14 protein-coding genes are annotated in these 18,990 nt (G+C 38.8%); 11 read left to right on the top strand and 3 right to left on the bottom strand.

Going from position 1 to position 18,990, the window contains the following annotated elements; all coding sequences use genetic code 11:
- The first annotated feature begins 97 nt into the window (after positions 1-97).
- The 3 genes from AC4MRQ_RS02155 (at position 98) to AC4MRQ_RS02165 (ending at position 5,626) form a co-directional block, all read left to right on the top strand.
- The gene (locus AC4MRQ_RS02155) at positions 98-3,112 is read left to right on the top strand and encodes a golvesin C-terminal-like domain-containing protein (protein ID WP_491195989.1); all 3,015 of its coding nucleotides are present in this window, start codon (positions 98-100) and stop codon (positions 3,110-3,112) included.
- Position 3,113: 1 nt separating this feature from the next.
- Positions 3,114-4,556 carry a glycosyltransferase family 2 protein gene (locus tag AC4MRQ_RS02160; protein ID WP_491195990.1) on the top strand — a complete coding sequence of 481 codons (1,443 nt, stop codon included), beginning with the start codon at positions 3,114-3,116 and terminating at the stop codon, positions 4,554-4,556.
- Positions 4,557-4,678: 122 nt separating this feature from the next.
- Positions 4,679-5,626 (top strand): DUF4922 domain-containing protein, encoded by a 948-nt coding sequence (locus AC4MRQ_RS02165; RefSeq protein WP_491195991.1) that lies wholly within the window; start codon positions 4,679-4,681, stop codon positions 5,624-5,626.
- Positions 5,627-5,667: 41 nt separating this feature from the next.
- On the opposite strand, the gene AC4MRQ_RS02170 is transcribed toward AC4MRQ_RS02165, so the two are convergent.
- Positions 5,668-5,820, bottom strand: a complete 153-nt coding sequence (locus tag AC4MRQ_RS02170) for a hypothetical protein (protein WP_491195992.1) — start codon at positions 5,818-5,820, stop codon at positions 5,668-5,670.
- A 304-nt stretch (positions 5,821-6,124) separates the two neighbouring features.
- Here AC4MRQ_RS02170 and AC4MRQ_RS02175 point away from each other — a divergent pair, with 304 nt between their 5' ends.
- The 4 genes from AC4MRQ_RS02175 to AC4MRQ_RS02190 all read left to right on the top strand — a co-directional run bounded on the left by AC4MRQ_RS02175 (position 6,125) and on the right by AC4MRQ_RS02190 (position 11,062).
- Complete coding sequence (locus tag AC4MRQ_RS02175) at positions 6,125-7,462, top strand: SpoIID/LytB domain-containing protein (protein WP_491195993.1); 1,338 nt, start codon at positions 6,125-6,127, stop codon at positions 7,460-7,462.
- 77 nt (positions 7,463-7,539) lie between these two features.
- Positions 7,540-8,880, top strand: a complete 1,341-nt coding sequence (locus AC4MRQ_RS02180; protein ID WP_491195994.1) for an MFS transporter — start codon at positions 7,540-7,542, stop codon at positions 8,878-8,880.
- Between the two features lie 74 nt (positions 8,881-8,954).
- Positions 8,955-10,076: an acyltransferase family protein gene (locus AC4MRQ_RS02185; protein WP_491195995.1), complete on the top strand. Its 1,122-nt coding sequence runs from the start codon at positions 8,955-8,957 to the stop codon at positions 10,074-10,076.
- Between the two features lie 8 nt (positions 10,077-10,084).
- Positions 10,085-11,062 (top strand): glycoside hydrolase family 18 protein, encoded by a 978-nt coding sequence (locus AC4MRQ_RS02190; protein WP_491195996.1) that lies wholly within the window; start codon positions 10,085-10,087, stop codon positions 11,060-11,062.
- Positions 11,063-11,140: 78 nt separating this feature from the next.
- On the opposite strand, the gene AC4MRQ_RS02195 is transcribed toward AC4MRQ_RS02190, so the two are convergent.
- Positions 11,141-12,373, bottom strand: coding sequence for an exo-beta-N-acetylmuramidase NamZ family protein (locus tag AC4MRQ_RS02195; protein WP_491195997.1), 1,233 nt, complete (start codon positions 12,371-12,373; stop codon positions 11,141-11,143).
- A gap of 26 nt (positions 12,374-12,399) precedes the next feature.
- Positions 12,400-13,494, bottom strand: coding sequence for a [FeFe] hydrogenase H-cluster radical SAM maturase HydE (gene hydE / locus AC4MRQ_RS02200; protein ID WP_491195998.1), 1,095 nt, complete (start codon positions 13,492-13,494; stop codon positions 12,400-12,402).
- A gap of 247 nt (positions 13,495-13,741) precedes the next feature.
- On the opposite strand from hydE, the gene AC4MRQ_RS02205 reads away from it, so the two are divergent.
- From AC4MRQ_RS02205 to AC4MRQ_RS02220, 4 genes are all read left to right on the top strand, one after another.
- Entirely contained in the window at positions 13,742-15,802 is a 2,061-nt protein-coding gene (locus tag AC4MRQ_RS02205) for an acetate--CoA ligase family protein (RefSeq protein WP_491195999.1), read from the top strand.
- 359 nt (positions 15,803-16,161) lie between these two features.
- Positions 16,162-16,869 (top strand): Mpv17/PMP22 family protein, encoded by a 708-nt coding sequence (locus AC4MRQ_RS02210; protein WP_491196000.1) that lies wholly within the window; start codon positions 16,162-16,164, stop codon positions 16,867-16,869.
- Between the two features lie 69 nt (positions 16,870-16,938).
- On the top strand, positions 16,939-17,463 hold the full coding sequence (locus AC4MRQ_RS02215; protein ID WP_491196001.1) for a flavodoxin: 525 nt from the start codon (positions 16,939-16,941) through the stop codon (positions 17,461-17,463).
- Positions 17,464-17,555: 92 nt separating this feature from the next.
- A complete protein-coding gene (locus AC4MRQ_RS02220; protein ID WP_491196002.1) occupies positions 17,556-18,875 on the top strand; it encodes an aminotransferase class I/II-fold pyridoxal phosphate-dependent enzyme in 1,320 nt (439 codons plus the stop codon).
- The last annotated feature ends 115 nt before the right edge of the window (positions 18,876-18,990 follow it).

The following is an 18,990-nucleotide window of genomic DNA, read 5'->3' on the forward strand; positions in this document are numbered from 1 at the left end:
TAATAAAAGCAATTTGATATTGGTGCTCCCATGAATATGTGGTATTGGAAATGCTGGTTGTATGGCATGTGACAGTGTTGATTTTAAAAGAATTATTATGCGATTTAAGTTATATCTTATTATTACGATGTCGTTCATGTTTATGAATGGACTCGCTCAGAATCAACATTCTTACAAGCTGTCAACAGAACAATTCATATATGATTGGGACAATCCATTAACACACTGGGGATATGTAGGACAATTGAGGCTCGATTCTTTATTGATCAATGAGACGAATAATGAAGCATTGTTCTTCTTTAATAAAACACTGTCTTACTTGCCTTGGCGCGAAGATCAATTATCAGCATTTAATACAAGTCTGGTAAATGCTTTATCTGATGAATTAAAAAACTATCAGATTGCTATTTATACCAACGGAGATGAGCTTAGAGATTTGATACCTAACATTTATCGTTTAAATGAAAATATTGATTCAACTCGCTTAAATGATAAAATCAATGGTTCTCATATTAAGCGGACGTCACAGGATGATTTTCCCAAAGGACTAACAGATAATCATATAGCTTTATGGCATAGCCATGGTTGGTATTATGAATCAAAACTGGATCGTTGGGAGTGGCAGAGAGCCCGTTTGTACAGTACGGTTGAAGATATTTTTCCAATGACTTATGTACTGCCTTACCTGGTTCCGATGCTGGAAAATGCAGGTGCCAACATATATCTGCCACGGGAAAGATGTTTTAATCCCAATGAAATAATTGTGGATAATGATGAATCAACAGCCCAATCAAAAATAAAATTAGAGTCTAAGTTAGAGAAGTATATACTATTGGGTTATGCACATAAGGATACGCTTTTTCCCGGGGATAATCCATTTCAAATGGGAACATCATTAAGGATTACTAACGCAAATGGAAAGATTGCAACTTTTGAAGCAGAGATACCGAACGAGGGTGAATATGGGGTTTATATTGCTTACCAACAGGATGATCAGAATAGCCGCGAAGTTGATTACACAGTTCAGCATAGTGGAGGAAGTTCTTCCTTTATTATTGACCAACAAATGGGCGGTGGTACATGGATCTATCTAGGATCATTTCATTTTATAAAAGGTCAGAATGCAATTGTGGAGGTATCAGGGCAAGGTCAAATATCAGTTGATGCCATTAAGCTTGGTGGTGGGTATGGTCATGTGGCCCGTCGTCCGTCAGATGAACTATCTGCAAACCAATGGTCATTGAATAATAATCCCAATAATAAGAACGAGATAACCATTGTCAATCCCGAACAATACTCCTGGAAAATATCACAACGACCTCGTTATATGGAAGCAGCCCGTTATTGGTTACAATATGCGGGAATGCCCGATACCTTGGTATTCAGTCTGAATGATGAGAAAAACGATTACAATGATGATTACCAAAGCAGAGGCGAGTGGGTCGATTATCTGATCGGATCACCTGCCGGACCAATGAAAGATCGGAACAAAGAAGGATTGAAACTACCCATTGATCTGGCGTTTGCCTTTCATACCGATGCCGGTGTTACACCCAATGATTCCGTGATTGGAACGCTTGGCATTTATAGTTCAGAACGTGATAGTGGATATTTTCAGAATGGACAGTCAAAGTTGGCCAGTCGTGATTTGACAGACATTATTCAGACACAAGTTGTGGAGGACATCAGGACACTGTATAAGAAAGACTGGACAAGAAGAGGCATATGGAACAAACAATACTCCGAAGCATGGCGTCCTAATGTACCAACCATGCTTTTGGAATTGCTTTCACATCAGAACCTGGCTGATATGCGCTTAGGGCTTGATCCGAATTTTCAGTTTGATGTTAGCCGGGCTATTTATAAGGGAATACTGAAGTTTCTGGCATATCAGGAGCAGCGGCAGTTTGTTGTGCAGCCTTTGCCGGTAAGCCATATGGCTATTACAGAAACAAAAAAAGGTTTTGAGTTAAGTTGGCAACCACTTATTGATTCCCTTGAAGAAACAGCAGTGCCAGATAAGTATAAAGTATATCGTAGAATCGGAACCAACGGATTTGATGACGGAACAATGGTAACAGGAACCTCTTATCCATTACCAAAGATCAGGAAAGGGCAAATTGTCAGTTATAAGGTGACCGCCTTGAACGAAGGAGGTGAAAGCATGCCATCTGAAGTATTGTCAATAGGAATGGCTCGTAAAAGAGCTGAAAAAGTTCTGGTTGTTAATGCATTTGATCGGTTAAGTGCACCATCATTTATTGATGAAGGCGATTTTGCAGGAATAGCCTGGTGGGACGATCATGGTGTACCTGATAAATACAATTATAGTTATACGGGGCAACAATATGACTTTGACCGTCAATCGCCATGGTTAGATGATGATAGTCCTGGATGGGGAGCCAGTTATGGTAATGATGAGGGTAAGATTATAAAAGGGAATAGTTTTGATAATGTGATCCTTCACGGTGAATCCATACTAAAAGCAGGATATTCTTTTATATCGGTTAGTGACGAAGCATTTGAAGATGCTCAATACGATGCGTCACCTTATAATGTGGTAGATGTAATTTTTGGAGAAGAACGAACCACACCATCGTACAATGGTAAAGAACATCGCTATAAGATATTTACCCAAGGAATGATGAATAAATTAAAAGAATTGACAGTCAACAAACAGCATGTGTTTATGAGTGGAGCTTACCTGGGTTCTGATATACATCTAACAAAAGATACTGTAGCGAAGGATTTTGCAGCCGATGTGTTGCGTTTCAAATGGCGGAGCAATCATGCTTCAAAAACAGGGATTGTGTATACCACGGACTTAGCAGCACCTTCTTTTAAAGGTAATATGGTGTTTAATACTGACTATCACCCCGATGTTTATACTGTTGAAGCACCAGATGCTATTGAGCCGTTAGGGATTAATGCTGTCACGGCCTTTCGATATTCAGAGAATAATGCCAGTGCCGGAATAATGTATAATGGTGATTATAAAACGGTGATTATGGGTTTTCCGTTTGAGGCAATAATTGCTGAAAAAGAACGGGACAAACTGATGCAGCAAGTGCTTGAGTACTTTTATAGAAAACAAAAGAAAAAATCGAGATAAGATGACGAAAGAAATAATGGCTATACTGCCATATGCCGACAAAAGTGAATTACTATCTACAATAGAAGCTTTTAAAGCCAATGGTGTTACCAACATTCTTATACTGGCTGATCATGCTACAGAGCTTGGAGGTGCCAGGGTATTGACACTTAAAGAAGGTCTGTATTCAACAGAAAGCTGGAAAAAGATCGGAGAGGAAATTAGAGGTGATTATGTGGCGGTTTATACCAAAAATATGACCCTGAATATCGGTATGAATGCTCTTGAACGGATGGCGCGTTGCTGTGAAGATACGGGAGCAGGTATGGTGTATGCCGATTATTACGAGAAGAAAGATGGTAGTTTAACAGCTCATCCCTTGATTGAATATCAGGATGGCAGTTTGCGTGATGATTTCAATTTTGGTTCTTTAATGCTGTATAAAGCTGATGCTCTTAAGAAGGCAATACAAAGCATGAATGGTGCATATAAGTATGCAGCTTTGTATGATATTCGTTTACGTGTATCGCAAAAATACGAGTTGTTGCATTTGCCTGAGTTGCTATATACAGAGGTGGAGCTGGATACACGACGATCAGGAGAGAAGATGTTCGATTATGTTGATCCTCGCAATCGCGATCGTCAGATTGAGATGGAACAGGCCTGCACGGATCACTTAAAAACCATTGGAGCCTATTTGAAGCCAGAGTTCAAACAAATTACCTTTTCAAAAGGCGACTTTCCCGTTGAGGCATCTGTTATCATACCAGTTCGGAATCGGGAAAAAACCATTGCCGATGCAATTGAATCAGTATTGAAGCAAAAAACTAACTTTCCTTTTAACCTCATTATTGTCGATAATCATTCAAGTGACAATACTTCGGAGATTATACGCTCATTTAAAGATGAACGACTGATTCATATTATTCCTGAACGTGATGATCTGGGTATAGGTGGTTGCTGGAATGTAGGTGTTGCTGATCGTCGTTGTGGTCAATTTGCCATTCAGCTCGATAGTGATGATTTGTACATCGATGAAACTGTTATTGAACAAATCGTTAATGCCTTTTATGAGCAAAATTGTGCTATGGTAGTGGGCAGCTATCAAATGGTAAACTTTAAACTGGAAGAGATTCCGCCAGGATTAATTGACCATCGCGAATGGACACCGGATAATGGTCGTAATAATGCTTTGCGTATAAATGGACTTGGAGCACCACGAGCCTTTTACACACCAGTGCTGCGAGATGTGAAAGTACCAAATACCAGCTATGGTGAAGATTATGCATTGGGATTAAATATCAGTCGTCATTACCAAATTGGTCGCATCTACAATCCGTTGTATTTGTGCCGCCGGTGGGAAGATAATTCAGATGCCGCATTAGATATTTCAAAAATGAACGCTCATAATTATTATAAAGATAAAATTCGTACGATGGAACTGAAAGCACGGATTCGTATGTGAATAAATTATTAATGATTTGCATTTTACGAAGCAAATGGAATAGACTAAGCTGAAGTTCTTGTTGCAATGAGCCGAAGGTAGTTGTTATTCTATGATGGGATGAGCCGTAAATTTATATAATCATGACGATTTTAACTGAAACAAGAGAACTAATTATACAGCAATTACAAAGCTGGACTCTGGCCTCAAATAACTATTTGGGTTTACAAAAGGTGAAAACCAAAAGCGTGGAGCTTGATGGAGGAAGTAAAATCAAAGTACAATTCAATCCTGAGCGTATTCGTTCATCTGCCGCCAGGGTAGATGCAAAGTCAATTGAAGAGCGACCATGCTTTTTATGTGATACCAACCGGCCGGAAGAACAAAAAGGAGTGGATTATGGCGATTATACGATTTTGGTTAATCCATTTCCTATTTTTAACGAGCACCTCACCATTCCACACAAAGAACATACTTTACAGCTGATAGCACCTTACTTTCGGGCAATGCTAAATCTGGCAAGAGACCTGCATGAATTTACGATGTTTTATAACGGACCAAAGTGCGGTGCTTCGGCTCCTGATCATTTCCATTTTCAGGCAGGTATTAAAGATTTTATGCCATTGGAAACCGATTTTAGAGGCGGTCAATATTCGCAATTAGTAAATACTTACAATGGCGTTGAGTTATACAATTGGGCTGGTTATCATCGAGGTGTGATCACGTTAAAGGGGAGAAGAGCTGATACTATAGAAGAATTATTCAATAAACTGCATAAAATTTTGGCATCCAGGCAAGCTGATGAGGTAGAACCAATGCTGAATGTGTTAACTTATTTTGAAAATGAGTATTATATCGTTCATGTCTTCCCACGAATATTGCATCGTCCGGATTGTTATTTTGCCACGGGAAATAAACAAATATTGATCAGTCCGGCATCGGTTGATATGGGAGGTGTATTTATCACACCCTGTCCTGAAGATTTTGAGAAAATAACGGCTCCTGATATTGCAAATATTCTACAGCAAGTGTGCCTGGATGAGAATACCTGCCTGCAACTTATCAAACAATTACCTGGGCTCAGTCATTAGGATTATTATAAATCCCAGTAGGTTAACAGGTGAAGGCCATATCAAGGGAATTCCAGGTTAGAACCAGTATAAGACACGTATGTTGCCCTGTCAGATGCATATGTTTCACTTTCACATGACATTGCTTCAGGTGCAGAGGCGTATGTATCCATTGACAGATACGTATGCTTGACTGTCAGGCATGTATGTTTCATTGTCAGATGTGTATGCTTTGGTGACAGCAGCGTCTGTTTGATTGCCCGATGTGTATGCTTTGCACCGGAAACCAAACAGTTTAAACACTAACGAACAGGGTGATCTCTTATAGTCGTGCTTTTGCCGGAATAATGAATCGGTCGAGAAATCTTGGATTTTATGTCTCGCGTCTTGTATCTAAAGTTCGGTTTGCCCGGCTTAGAATTATTATTGTTTTATTCACCATGAATTGATTGAATATGCTTATTTTAGAAAACCTTTTAATTTCAGTGAACAAGAGTTCACATTCCAAATAAATATGGTATGAGTAAAGTCCCATTCTTAAATGTTGGTATACAAGCGAGGAAATCTATCGAATTCACATTGAAGGGTGAATATAAAAATAGCTGTGGTTTAACGATATCTGGTCGGTTTATAGCTACCCGGTTTGCAAAATCTTTCATCAATTTGCTGAAGGATGACGGTGAAGAAATCATAATACGGACCGGTCTTGAGTTGATGCCTCAATCAGACGATGCAGTTCTGACCTTACATAAAGTGACCATTGGTATTGATTTTCACTGGCAGCGTGAAGAAGATCAAGTATTCAAAGGAGGGTTAAGGCTGTTGGTGGAAGGTGAAATGGTCCGGGTAGTAAATGTTGTGTCCATCGAAGATTACCTTCAGAGTGTTATCTCATCTGAAATGAGCGCCACATCATCTTTAGAATTACTAAAAGCACATGCCGTCATCTCACGTAGTTGGTTATTAGCGCAAATAGAAAAAAATAAAAAGCTGAAGCGAAAGTCACGTACTTATCAATCGCTTTATCAAACAGAAGATGAACTGATAAAATGGTACGATCGTGAGGACCATAAAAACTTCGACGTGTGTGCCGATGATCATTGCCAACGCTATCAAGGTATCTCCAAGGCTAGTACACCAGCAGTGGAAAATGCTGTTATGGCAACCCAAGGACAGGTGTTGATGAGTGATAATGTCATTTGTGACGCTCGTTTCTCAAAATGTTGTGGAGGTAAAGTGGAGCAATTCGAAAATGTTTGGGAGCCGGTTAATCATTCTTACTTGCAGACTTTTGCTGATAATAATACGAATCCGCAAGGATTAGACCTGAACTTAAGGGATGAAGATAATGCCCGAACTTGGATTCTCAATTCCCCGGATGCATTTTGCAATACCAATGAGAAAGAAGTGCTGAGTCAGGTGCTCAATGACTATGACCAGGAAACCAATGATTTTTATCGTTGGCAGGTTGATTACTCACAATCGGAATTAAGCACACTTATAAAGAAGCGGACCGGTATTGATTTTGGAATGATACTGGATTTGAAACCTGTTGAGCGCGGCGATTCCGGGCGATTGATTAAGCTGCAAATTATTGGTGATAAGAAAACAATGATAATTGGTAAAGAGTTGGAAATTCGTAAAGCCCTTTCAGAATCACATTTATATAGTTCCGCCTTTGTGATTGAAAAAAAAGAAACCAATGGCGAGCTGATTTTTTCTTTGAAAGGAGCTGGTTGGGGACACGGAGTTGGCTTGTGTCAGATAGGAGCGGCGCTTATGGGAGCGAAAGGTTATGACTATAAGGCCATCTTAATGCATTATTTCAGAGGGGCTGAGTTAAAACAAAAATATTAAGCAGTAGCTGCAAGGCATTAGGAAGAAGAGAAGCGACGGTAACCTCAAACCCTGAACCCCAAACTCAAAAACACAAAATGAAACACAAATCAAGATCACCATGGGCCTGGGTGCCCACTTTATATTTTGCTGAGGGAATTCCTTATGTGGTTGTCATGACACTGGCTGTTATCATGTATAAAAAGCTGGATATCTCCAATACGGATATTGCTTTGTATACCTCATGGCTATATTTCCCATGGGTTATTAAGCCAATCTGGAGTCCAATTGTTGATACCTTAAAAAGTAAACGCTGGTGGATTGTAACCATGCAATTGTTTATCGGAGCAGGGTTGGCCGGTGTTGCTTTTACGATCCCAACCACTTTTTTCTTTCAGTCTACTTTAGCTTTCTTTTGGCTGTTGGCTTTTAGTTCAGCCACACATGATATTGCTGCAGATGGTTTCTATATGTATGGGATGGGTGAGGGGCAGCAGGCCTACTTTGTTGGAATCAGAAGTACATTTTACCGCCTTGCTATGATTACCGGACAAGGATTGCTGGTTTATATGGCTGGGCAGCTTGAAGAGATGACCTTACTTGGAGAGGGTGAGCCCGGGAGGTTGGAACATTGGTTGCTTACCCTGCTGGGGCAGGACTCAATGAGCATTCCGATGGCCTGGTCACTTACCTTTTACTTTATTACAGGTTTGTTTCTTCTTTTTGCGTTCTATCATAAACTGGCATTGCCACATCCATCTAAGGATACAGATAGTCACGTAAAAACAGTGGGAGATGTAATGAAGGAATTTTGGCATACGCTGGTGACATTCTTTGGGAAAAAGGATATTTGGGTGATAATGGGTGTGTTGTTGTTCTATCGGTTGGGTGAATCTCAATTAGTAAAAATGGCATCGCCTTTTTTGTTAGATGCAAGGGAGATAGGTGGATTGGGATTGAGCACCAGTGATGTGGGAATCGTGTATGGAACCATAGGTGTTTTATTTCTGACTATTGGCGGAATACTAGGCGGCATATTGGTTTCAAAGCATGGGTTGAAATTTTGGTTATGGCCGATGGTGTTGGCAATCAACTTGCCTAACCTTGTTTATGTGTTTCTTGCATATGTGCAACCCGAATCGTTTGCGTTAGTTAGTATAGCTGTAGGTATTGAACAGTTTGGGTATGGATTTGGTTTTACTGCCTATATGCTATATCAGATCTATGTGTCAGAAGGAGAATATAAAACGGCACATTTTGCTTTTTGTACAGGATTTATGGCTGCCGGAATGATGTTACCGGGAATGATATCGGGCTGGATTCAGGAAATGATTGGCTATCAGCATTTCTTTATCTGGGTGATTATTTGTACAATACCAAGTTTTGTTATGGTAAAGCTGATTAAAGTAAACGCAACCTATGGCATTAAAAAGAAATAAGAAAGTCCGATCTCATCATATAAGTGTGGTGCTTGTAAACGTTTCAACTTCTCAGTGAACATTAAACTATCTAAATGATGACAAAATCAAATCGCTACCTGGCTCTTGATGTTTTAAGAGGCATTACCATAGCCGGAATGATTCTGGTTAATACGCCCGGAAGCTGGTCATATGTTTACCCTCCGCTACGGCATGCTGCATGGCATGGGTGTACACCAACTGATTTGGTATTTCCATTTTTTCTTTTTGTAATGGGCGTTTCAATGTTCTTTTCTTTTACCAAATATGGTAATGATTTGAATAAAAAATCCCTGGTGAAAATAGGAAAACGTAGCTTTTTAATTTTTGCAATTGGTCTTTTTTTAAATTCCTTTCCTCAATGGCAAATCGATTTCTCTCAACTCAGGATTATGGGAGTTTTACAGCGTATTGCAGTTGTTTACTTAATAAGTTCGCTAATAGTGCTGTCTCTTAAAAAGAAAGAAGTAATAATTGTTGGCGTGAGTCTTCTGTTACTGCATTGGCTAGCCGTGTACGTATTGGGTGGTAATTCGCCATACTCACTGGAAGATAATGCAACAATTCCGTTCGATAGTTTTGTACTTGGAGAAGCGCATTTGTATCGTGGTTTTGGAATTCCATTCGATCCGGAAGGATTATTTAGCTCCATTTCAGCAACAGTTACTGTACTAATTGGGTATGGAGTTGGAGTGTTGATTAAGGAAGTAGAAAAAGTGAAACTGCCATCATACTTGTTAATGGGAGGTATCGTATTTATTATTCTCGGATTAGTATGGAGCTTAGTGCTTCCGCTTAACAAACCCTTGTGGACAGCATCATATGTTGTTTATACGGCCGGGCTGGCCATGGTGTTATTGAGTTTATTGGTATGGTTGGTTGATATTAAAGGCTATCAACGTTGGACCACATCGTTTGTTGTTTTTGGGATGAATCCGCTATTTATTTTCGCACTTTCAGGCTTATGGGTGAAATTTCTTGTTTACATCGAGAGGTTTAGTTTGATTGATAAAGGTGTTCCCACTGCCACCAATGCATATGTATATTTGTATGAGCAGGTGTTTGTTCTGATAGCAGGACCTATGAACGGATCGCTGTTATTTGCTATAGCACATGTCATTTTCTTTTGGTTTATCGGATGGGTGTTGTATCGAAAAAGAATTTTTATAAAAGTATAGAATGAACCATGAAGCGTTTGTTGTTTCATACATGTTTAGTAATCCTGCTGATAATAATCGGTTGTAGTAAAGATACGCCGGAACCTTTGCCGGAAAGCCAGGATCTCCCTCACTTGTTTGTGGCGGGCTATTTGCCGCACTGGGGAATGGGGAATTTTGATGAAACAGCTTTGAATCATATCGATCGGGTTTATTACTTTTCATTGGCACCAGATGTCGATGGTCAGTTTGAAATACTTGAAAGAGATCGTTCGAATCTGTTAAGCTTAGGTGAACTAACAGCCACAACTGATTGTGAACTGTTTATTGTGATCGGTGGCTGGTACGAGTCAGAAAACATACACATCATGGCTTCTACAGCAGAAAAGCGGCAAGCTTATATTTCAGAGATGATTGATTTGTGTCAGACTTATAATCTGGATGGAGTTGATCTTGATTGGGAGAATTATCCTTACCCGTTTGATCTTGATGATTTTATTGATTTGGTCAATGAGATGTCATATGCGCTTAGAGAAAAAGGTTTGGGTTTTACCGTTGCATTAGACCGATTGCATTATAACCTCGCAACACGAATAATCGGACGGGTGGATGCCGTTAACCTAATGCTTTATGGAATGCTCGACGAAAATGGTAATCATTCGACATTAATGCACATGAAAGATGGCATAGCTCCTTTTTTAGATAATAATATTCCAAAAGAAAAATTGATTGTTGGAGTCCCGTTTTATGGCAAACGACCATATGATGAGAATGATTCTTCACCCAGAGCTGTCACCTATCGATATATTGTGGAGCAAACATCTCCGGCATCAAATGTGAATAAATACCAGAAATATGCTTTTAACGGACGCGATCTTCTGAAAACAAAGGTGGACTATCTGAGGAGAAATCAGCTATATGGCATCATGTCGTGGGAGTTATCACAGGATGTTGAATACGCATCGCAATATTCACTATTAAATAGTATCGTAAAGGCAAATGAGTAGTTTTCAAGGATTGATAGAGTGATCAGGAAATTCCATTACAGTACTCGTCACCCGAATAAGTTGATGGGATAATGAGAATTAATCATATAAGAAATATTGACTCGCTTTACTTTTAAAGCCTTTAATATCTTTAAACCACAACTCTTTTATATCCTCAACCATCCAGCGTTTTGTAAATTCAATTCGTATTTTGTCCGAACCACATACCTTATCAAACATACTGATGCGTTGCTTGTCGCATAGCTCGAACACATTCTTTTCAGGCCAAAGCTTGTAGGCTTCCTGTAAGACATAGAACTGAACTAATGATAGAGGAGCTTTGTGATAATCTATAAAGTGTACTTGTACACCATGAACCATACTACCTTTCGAAACACTGTAATAAGGTTTGAAATGAACAGGTCTGAATAATATGCCTTCAAGATTCAGTTGATTGAGGTTAGCAGTCAGGCTGTCTGCATTAATCCATTCAGTCGCAAAAAGTTGAAATGGTAGGGTGTAACCTACGCCTATATTGTAAATGTACAATTCACCAAGTATGCCGCTCACAGGATAAAAATAAGGCGAGTATGCATGTGGTATATGTGGTGATGAAGGTATCCAGGGCAGACCGGTATCTTCAAAACTCATAGAACGTTGCCATCCTTCCATGGAAATAACTTCCAAATCACATTGGATATCATCTTTCAGAAGTTTTTCGCCATTTAGAAAAAGAGCTAATTCACCAACGGTTAAACCATGTACATAAGGTATTGGAAATTGACTAACAAAGGATGTAAATGCTGGCTCAGTAACTAATCCTTCCATTTTGATACCTCCCAAAGGATTAGGACGGTCAAGAATAACCATCTTGATATTGTTTTCGGCTGCAGCCTCCATGGCAAGACCAAGAGTACTGATATAGGTGTACGATCGCGAACCAATATCCTGAATGTCATAAACTAATATGTCTATATCTTTAAGGATTTCAGCGCCTGGCTTTTTGTTTTTCCCATAAAGACTATATACCGGTAGACCTGTTTTAGAATCGGTGAAAAAATCAACTTTGTCACCAGCCGAATGATCGCCTCTCACTCCGTGTTCAGGCCCGTATAAAGCAGTGAGTTTTACATTTGAGGCATTAAAAAGAATATCTATGGTTGACTGAAGCTGTCGATTAACCCCGGTTGGATTTGTTATTAATCCTACTCGTTTATTTGCTAATTGTTTAAATCCATTGCTTTGCAGAACTTCAATGCCTGTCTTAACTTTTTGAGCATGTATTGTTACAGAAAACAAGCCTGCGAGAATAATTAACCTTAAGACTTTCATAAATGGATTTACCAATGATTAAACAACTATTGAGCTTTACTCTGACGATTAAAATAATGCTTAGAATCTCCCCATTCACCATAACCAATTTCTCGTCCGGCCATTTCAACCCGTATACTAAGACAATTAGAACAATCTTCAGCTCCCTCATCTGTACAAGGCTTATTCTCATATAAGGTGTAATCTTTACGGTGAGTCGTAGGCGTAATATTGGGCATGATAACATTAGCACCATAGCGCAAAGCTTTTTCCCTGCCCATTGGATCAATGGCCTGAAGCGCAGTAGCGGCAGCAATATTGATATCGGGCATCAACAGGCGAAGTACAGCGATCATATTTAATGACACATCAAAGCGGCGCTGAAGTGGCCACAAAGCATCCTTGTGTTCGTAAAGAGGTGTTTCGGTGTGTTCGATGAATGGTCCCATGCCAACCATATCAACATTCATTTTCTTAAAGAAAAGTAAGTCATCAGCCAAATCATCATAACTCTGAAAAGGTAAGCCAATCATTACACCTGTTCCGGTCTGATATCCTATTTCCTGAAGCGTCTTTAAGCAATTAATTCGTGCTTCGAAATTATGCTTTTCGTCTTCAGGATGTATTTTATAGTATAAATCTCTGTTTGAACTTTCAATTCGTAAGAGGTAACGATGAGCACCTGCTTCAAACCAATCACGATATACATCTTCGCTCTGCTCGCCCAAAGAAATGGTGATACCTAACTCGCCATTCGTAGCTGTCTTTATTTTTTGAAGAAGGGTTGTAATTCGCTCAGTAAAAGCTTTGTCACTTCTTTCTCCGGATTGTAAAACCAGTGAGCCATATTTGTTTTGATGAGCAAAAACAGCGGCTTCTATAATGGAATCGTCATCAATATCATATCGCTCCGAATGGGAATTGCTTTTACGAATACCACAGTATAAACAGTCTTTTGTGCAATAATTCGAAAACTCTATAAGTCCTCTGAAAAACACTTTTTTTCCAAGCGTTTCAACATATTTATTGCCAATACTTTTCAAAAAAAAGTCACGATCGTCACCTTCCAGACCTAATAAAAAGCTTAGGTCATCTCTGTTAAGGTCTTGTTTATTAATTATATTGATGATTGCGTCGTTCACGTTGCCTCCCTTTTTAGATTGCGTAAAAATAAGAAAAAAACAACAGTAATTGGTTTGAAAGTTGAATCATTGGTGTAATTTTGCCCAAGTAACAGATTGTTACCAAAAGTTATTTGATTTGAGTATTGATGTTGATGTAGGTCTTTATATATAAGCTTTTACGAAACTTATGATTTTCATCATTAATAAATATGATTTTCGTTACGGAGCTCAAATCTTTTAAAAGAATGAACAAAACATTTAACTGATGATAAACGAACAATTACTGAATCCTAAAAGCATTGTAGTAGTAGGTGCTTCTGATGATGTGATGAAGCCGGGAGGAAAGATTCTAAAGAATATTGTTGATGGTAATTTTAAGGGTGATTTGTATGTCACCAACCGAAAAAGTGATGAGGTGCAGGGAATTAAATCCTATCGCGATATAATGGACTTACCTGAAAATGTGGATTTAGCTGTATTGGCAATTGCTGCGAAATATTGTCCTGAAACTGTAGAGGTTTTAGCAAGGCAAAAAGGGACCAGGGCCTTTATTATTATCTCTGCAGGTTTTAGCGAAGAGAATGAAGAAGGTGCCGCATTGGAACATCAAATTGTCAATACTATAAATGAAGTAGGAGGATGTTTGATCGGACCAAATTGTGTTGGAGTTCTGACTACTAATCACAGTAGCATTTTTACAACACCAATTCCTGCACTTGAGCCGTCAGGAGCTGACTTTATCTCAGGATCTGGTGCCACTGCTGTTTTTATTATTGAAGCAGGAGTAGCTAAAGGATTAAAATTCAATGGTGTTTATTCGGTAGGTAACAGTGCTCAAACCGGTGTGGAAGAAGTGTTGGAGTATTTAGATAACACGTATGTTGAAGGGAAGAGTTCAAAGATCAAGTTACTGTACCTGGAAAGTGTCAATAAACCATTAAAGTTACTGAAGCATGCTTCTTCATTAATCAATAAGGGATGTAAGATTGCTGCAGTTAAAGCTGGTAACTCAGAGGCTGGTAGTCGCGCTGCATCAAGTCATACGGGTGCTTTGGCAAGCAGTGATCTGGCTGTAGATGCCTTATTCAAAAAAGCCGGAATTGTTCGTTGCTACGGTCGTGAAGAATTGGCAAATGTGGCAGCTGTGTTTATGGTGGAAGAGCTGAAAGGGAAAAATATTGCAGTTATTACACATGCCGGAGGCCCGGCAGTTATGTTGACTGATGCTTTGGCGAATGGAGGATTGGAAGTTCCTGCCATCAATGGATCGAAAGCAAATGATTTATTGGAAAAGCTATATCCGGGATCAAGTGTGGCCAATCCGATTGACTTTTTGGCAACAGGGACGGCAGAGCAGCTAGGTGATATTATTGATGCCTGTGAAAATGATTTTGACCATATCGATGCAATGGCTGTTGTATTCGGAAGTCCGGGATTGTTTACCAATGAAGAGGTTTATAAGGTACTTCACGGAAAAATAAGAGCTTGTAAAAAGCCAATATATCCAATTCTTCCTTCGGTTGTGAATGTTAAGGATGATATTGAGATGTTTATCAATATGGGTAATGTCAACTTCCCTGATGAGGTAATGTTTGGTAATGCACTTACAAAGGTTTTTAATACACCAAAACCTGTTGTAAGGAGCGATGAGGAGATGGGGATTGATTCTGACGCTGTTCGCCGAATAATTGAAGCACAACCTGATGGATATATTGCGCCTGAAGTGGTTCAGGAACTTTTAGATGTTGCAGGAGTGCCTCGTGTTAAAGAATTTGTTAGCGATAAAGCAGAAGACTTGCAGGAGGCGATCAGTGAAGTTGGTTTTCCGGTGGTAATGAAAGTAGTGGGACCAGTTCATAAGTCAGATGTTGGAGGAGTTGTACTCAATGTAGATTCAGATGAAATGCTTAAGACTGAATTTGAACGAATGATGCAAATCAAAGATGCTACAGGTGTGATGTTGCAACCAATGATTAGTGGTAAAGAGTTGTTTGTTGGTGCAACTTACGAGCCCGGATTCGGACATATGGTATTATGCGGAATGGGAGGAATCTTTATTGAGGTGCTTAAAGATGTTTCATCTGGTTTAGCGCCAATCAATCAGGATGAAGCATTGGAAATGATCCGGGGTTTACAGAGTTATAAAATAATAGAAGGAGTACGTGGTCAAAAAGGTATAGACGAAAACAAATATGCTGAAATCATTGTTCGTCTATCAAAGATGTTGATGTTTGCTCCCGAAATTAAAGAAATGGATATAAATCCGTTATTGGGTGAAGGTGAAAAGGTAATTGCCGTGGATGCCCGCATACGGATTGAGAAGTAACTGTTTGTGTATTGATAATGATGAAAAAGTCGGTGCTTCAAAGGAAGGCCGGCTTTTTTAATGTCAAATTACTAATAAAGAAATAATTCTTTAAATGCCGATTATTATCCTCATCAACCTATAGTATTTGAGTAAATGGTATGCGGTTTAAAGAATTTTTGCGTTAAACTTGATTTAAATCATTATCACAGATGTTTTAATAAATTAAAAAGCTTTTATTTTTGTGATGCCTTATAATTTGAATTTGGATTAAGTGGTCTGATTGATAATGATTAAGGATGTATTGACTGATTTATTTAATCAGAGTTGTTTATAAATTGTTTTAGCGGGGTGCGATTTTAAAAAAGAAAAACAAAGCAATGAATAGAAAATTATCAACTGATATAATCTTTTGCCTGTCAATAGTTGCGGTTTTTTTACCATTTTTTATTAGTACAGCAGTATTTAACTGGTATGAAAACTTTAACCTGAATCATCCAATGGTTATGAGTTTTCTGAAGTTTGCAGTTTTGGCAACTTTGGGAGAAGTAATTGGTCTGAGAATAAAAACAGGTAAATATACAGCCAATGGATTTGGGATTATGCCGCGAGCGATAATCTGGGGGCTTTTAGGGTTAACTATTAAAATGGCATTTGTAATTTTTGCATCCGGAGTTCCAATGTTTATGGAGAAAATAGGGGTGGATGGAGCTTTAAAAATGATGAGTCAGCCATTTTCTGCTCCCAAATTGTTAGTTGCCTTTAGTATCAGTGCTGCAATGAATCTTATTTATGCGCCTGTGATGATGACTTTACATCGGATTACAGATACACATATAGTTGCCAATGGCGGGCAGATGAATTCGTTGATAAAAACAATACATTTTGGGAAGATTTTAAGAGAAATGGATTGGGGAATGCAATGGAACTTTGTTTTTAAAAAGACAATACCCTTCTTTTGGATTCCTGCTCATACCATTACGTTTTTAATGCCAGCCGAATACAGAGTGTTGTTTGCTGCTGTACTTGGAATTGTGTTAGGTGTATTGTTGGCAATAGCGGCAAATAAAGCGCCTTCAAAGGCCTGATTAATTGCATATGTCGGTTAAAAAAAGCATATTTGAACTAATATAGAACCTCTTAAAAAAGCATTTATTATGTCTAAGATTGGTATTTTTTATGGTCCGGAATTAGGTAGCGTAGAGAAAGTTGCACGCCTTATCGAAGAAAAAATCGGAGCAGACAAAGTTGAGCTGATACCTGTAAAAAAATCAGATGAAAAGGCTCTTGAGCAGTTTGATAAATTAATCTTCGGTGTGTCTACAATTGGTAAAACAAACTGGGACTCGGAACATAAGGATACGGATTGGGATGTGTTTACAACCACGTTTGATAAAATATCATGGGCTGGTAAAAAAGTGGCTATGTATGGCCTGGGTGATCACCTTCAATATCCTCAGCATTTTGTTGATGCCTTAGGTTGGATGTATGAAAGATTAGAAAAGACTGAAGCTAAGGTGGTTGGTTTTTGTTCAACTGAAGGATATGATTACGAAGAATCAGTAGGAATTCGAAACGGACAGTTTTTAGGATTACCTGTTGATGAAGACAACGAATCAGATAAAACAGATATGCGTGTTCAAAACTGGATTAACCGACTCATTAACGAGTTTGGCTATTAAAATATTAACTTAATGGGTGGTGCTTTGTACCACCCTTTTTGTTTCCAATCAATAAGGAGCTTACAGGCTCAACTGTAAAAATCAAAAAAACCATGCAAGCACACACGAAAACACCGATCGAAACCAATATTGTTGATGAAGTATTGGCAAAATACCAGATTGGTGATTTGAATAATGCTACAATCCGCGAGATTGTATCAATTGTTAATGATATAGAAGAGAAGAGCGGAGAGAAGTTTATCCGCATGGAGATGGGAGTTCCGGGGCTTAACCCTTCAGAGGTGGCTACTAATGCAGAGATCGAGGCCTTAAAAAATGGAGTTGCTTCGAAATACCCGATGCTCGAAGGAATTAAACCTTTAAAGCATGAAGCCAGCAGGTTTGTAAAAGCATTTCTTAATCTTGATATTCCTGAAGAATGTTGCGTACCGACAGTGGGATCTATGCAGGGAACATATGCCAATTTCCTTGTATGTGGTCAGTTGGATAAGAAAAAAGATACCTTGTTGTTTATCGATCCCGGTTTTCCGGTTCAAAAGCAGCAGCTGGACGTTCTTGGCTATAAATATGAATCGTTTGATGTTTATAACTACAGGGGTGAAGCATTACGCGAAAAATTAGAATCTTATTTTAAGACTGGTAAGATTCACTCAGTTGTTTATTCGAACCCAAACAATCCAACATGGGTGTGTTTTACTGAGTCAGAGTTGAAGATAATTGGTGAGTTGGCAACCAAATATGATGTGGTTGTATTGGAAGATCTGGCGTACTTTGCAATGGACTTCCGTAACGATCTGTCAAAGCCATTTGAAGCTCCTTACCAGGTGTCAGTTGGTAATTATACAGATAACTACGTGTTGTTGATATCAAGTTCTAAAGCATTTAGCTATGCAGGGCAGCGTATTAGTCTGACATGCATGTCGGAGAAATTATATCATCGTAAGTATGAGCATTTGCAGGAGCGTTTTGGCGTTGCTAAATACGGTCTGGTTTTGGTAACAAGAGTATTGTATGCTTTATCTTCAGGAACATGTCATTCAGCTCAGTACGCATTAGCAGCCATGCTGAAAGCAGCCAATGAAGGTGAATTTAATTTCCTTGAAGAAGTTAAAGATTATAGAGAAAGAGGTAAGGTAATGAAGGATTTGTTTCTGGCAAATGGCTTCAACTTAACTTACGATAAAGATATAGATGAGCCTTTGGCTGACGGTTTTTATTTTACAGTGTCATATAAAAACTTTACAGGAGGTCAATTGCTTGAAAAGTTATTATATTATGGTATAAGTGCTATTACACTGGGTAAGACAGGAAGTAAACAGGAGAGTTTACGGGCCTGTGTTTCTCAGACAGGAAAGGAACGTTTTGAAGACTTAAGGGAAAGGCTGGAAGCATTCCATGCCGATAACTCATAGTTTCAGTATGTTGGTGATAAATCGTAAGCTTGTTTATATCCTTTATAAACAAGTAAATACTGATAGTCATCATGTTGATTTTGGGCACTTAAGTTTAAATTTGTAATATCTATTA

It is taken from the genome of Carboxylicivirga sp. (assembly GCF_982718395.1).

Bases quoted from the DNA above. Each gene is read 5' to 3' on its own strand.
- AC4MRQ_RS02215 (WP_491196001.1), top strand. From the start codon at position 16,939: ATGTCTAAGATTGGTATTTTTTATGGTCCGGAATTAGGTAGCGTAGAG.
- AC4MRQ_RS02180 (WP_491195994.1), top strand. From the start codon at position 7,540: ATGAAACACAAATCAAGATCACCATGGGCCTGGGTGCCCACTTTATAT.
- AC4MRQ_RS02175 (WP_491195993.1), top strand. From the start codon at position 6,125: ATGAGTAAAGTCCCATTCTTAAATGTTGGTATACAAGCGAGGAAATCT.
- AC4MRQ_RS02195 (WP_491195997.1), bottom strand. From the start codon at position 12,373: ATGAAAGTCTTAAGGTTAATTATTCTCGCAGGCTTGTTTTCTGTAACA.
- AC4MRQ_RS02170 (WP_491195992.1), bottom strand. From the start codon at position 5,820: ATGAAACATACATGCCTGACAGTCAAGCATACGTATCTGTCAATGGAT.
- AC4MRQ_RS02205 (WP_491195999.1), top strand. From the start codon at position 13,742: ATGATAAACGAACAATTACTGAATCCTAAAAGCATTGTAGTAGTAGGT.
- AC4MRQ_RS02155 (WP_491195989.1), top strand. From the start codon at position 98: ATGCGATTTAAGTTATATCTTATTATTACGATGTCGTTCATGTTTATG.
- AC4MRQ_RS02165 (WP_491195991.1), top strand. From the start codon at position 4,679: ATGACGATTTTAACTGAAACAAGAGAACTAATTATACAGCAATTACAA.
- AC4MRQ_RS02210 (WP_491196000.1), top strand. From the start codon at position 16,162: ATGAATAGAAAATTATCAACTGATATAATCTTTTGCCTGTCAATAGTT.
- AC4MRQ_RS02190 (WP_491195996.1), top strand. From the start codon at position 10,085: ATGAAGCGTTTGTTGTTTCATACATGTTTAGTAATCCTGCTGATAATA.
- AC4MRQ_RS02220 (WP_491196002.1), top strand. From the start codon at position 17,556: ATGCAAGCACACACGAAAACACCGATCGAAACCAATATTGTTGATGAA.
- AC4MRQ_RS02160 (WP_491195990.1), top strand. From the start codon at position 3,114: ATGACGAAAGAAATAATGGCTATACTGCCATATGCCGACAAAAGTGAA.
- AC4MRQ_RS02185 (WP_491195995.1), top strand. From the start codon at position 8,955: ATGATGACAAAATCAAATCGCTACCTGGCTCTTGATGTTTTAAGAGGC.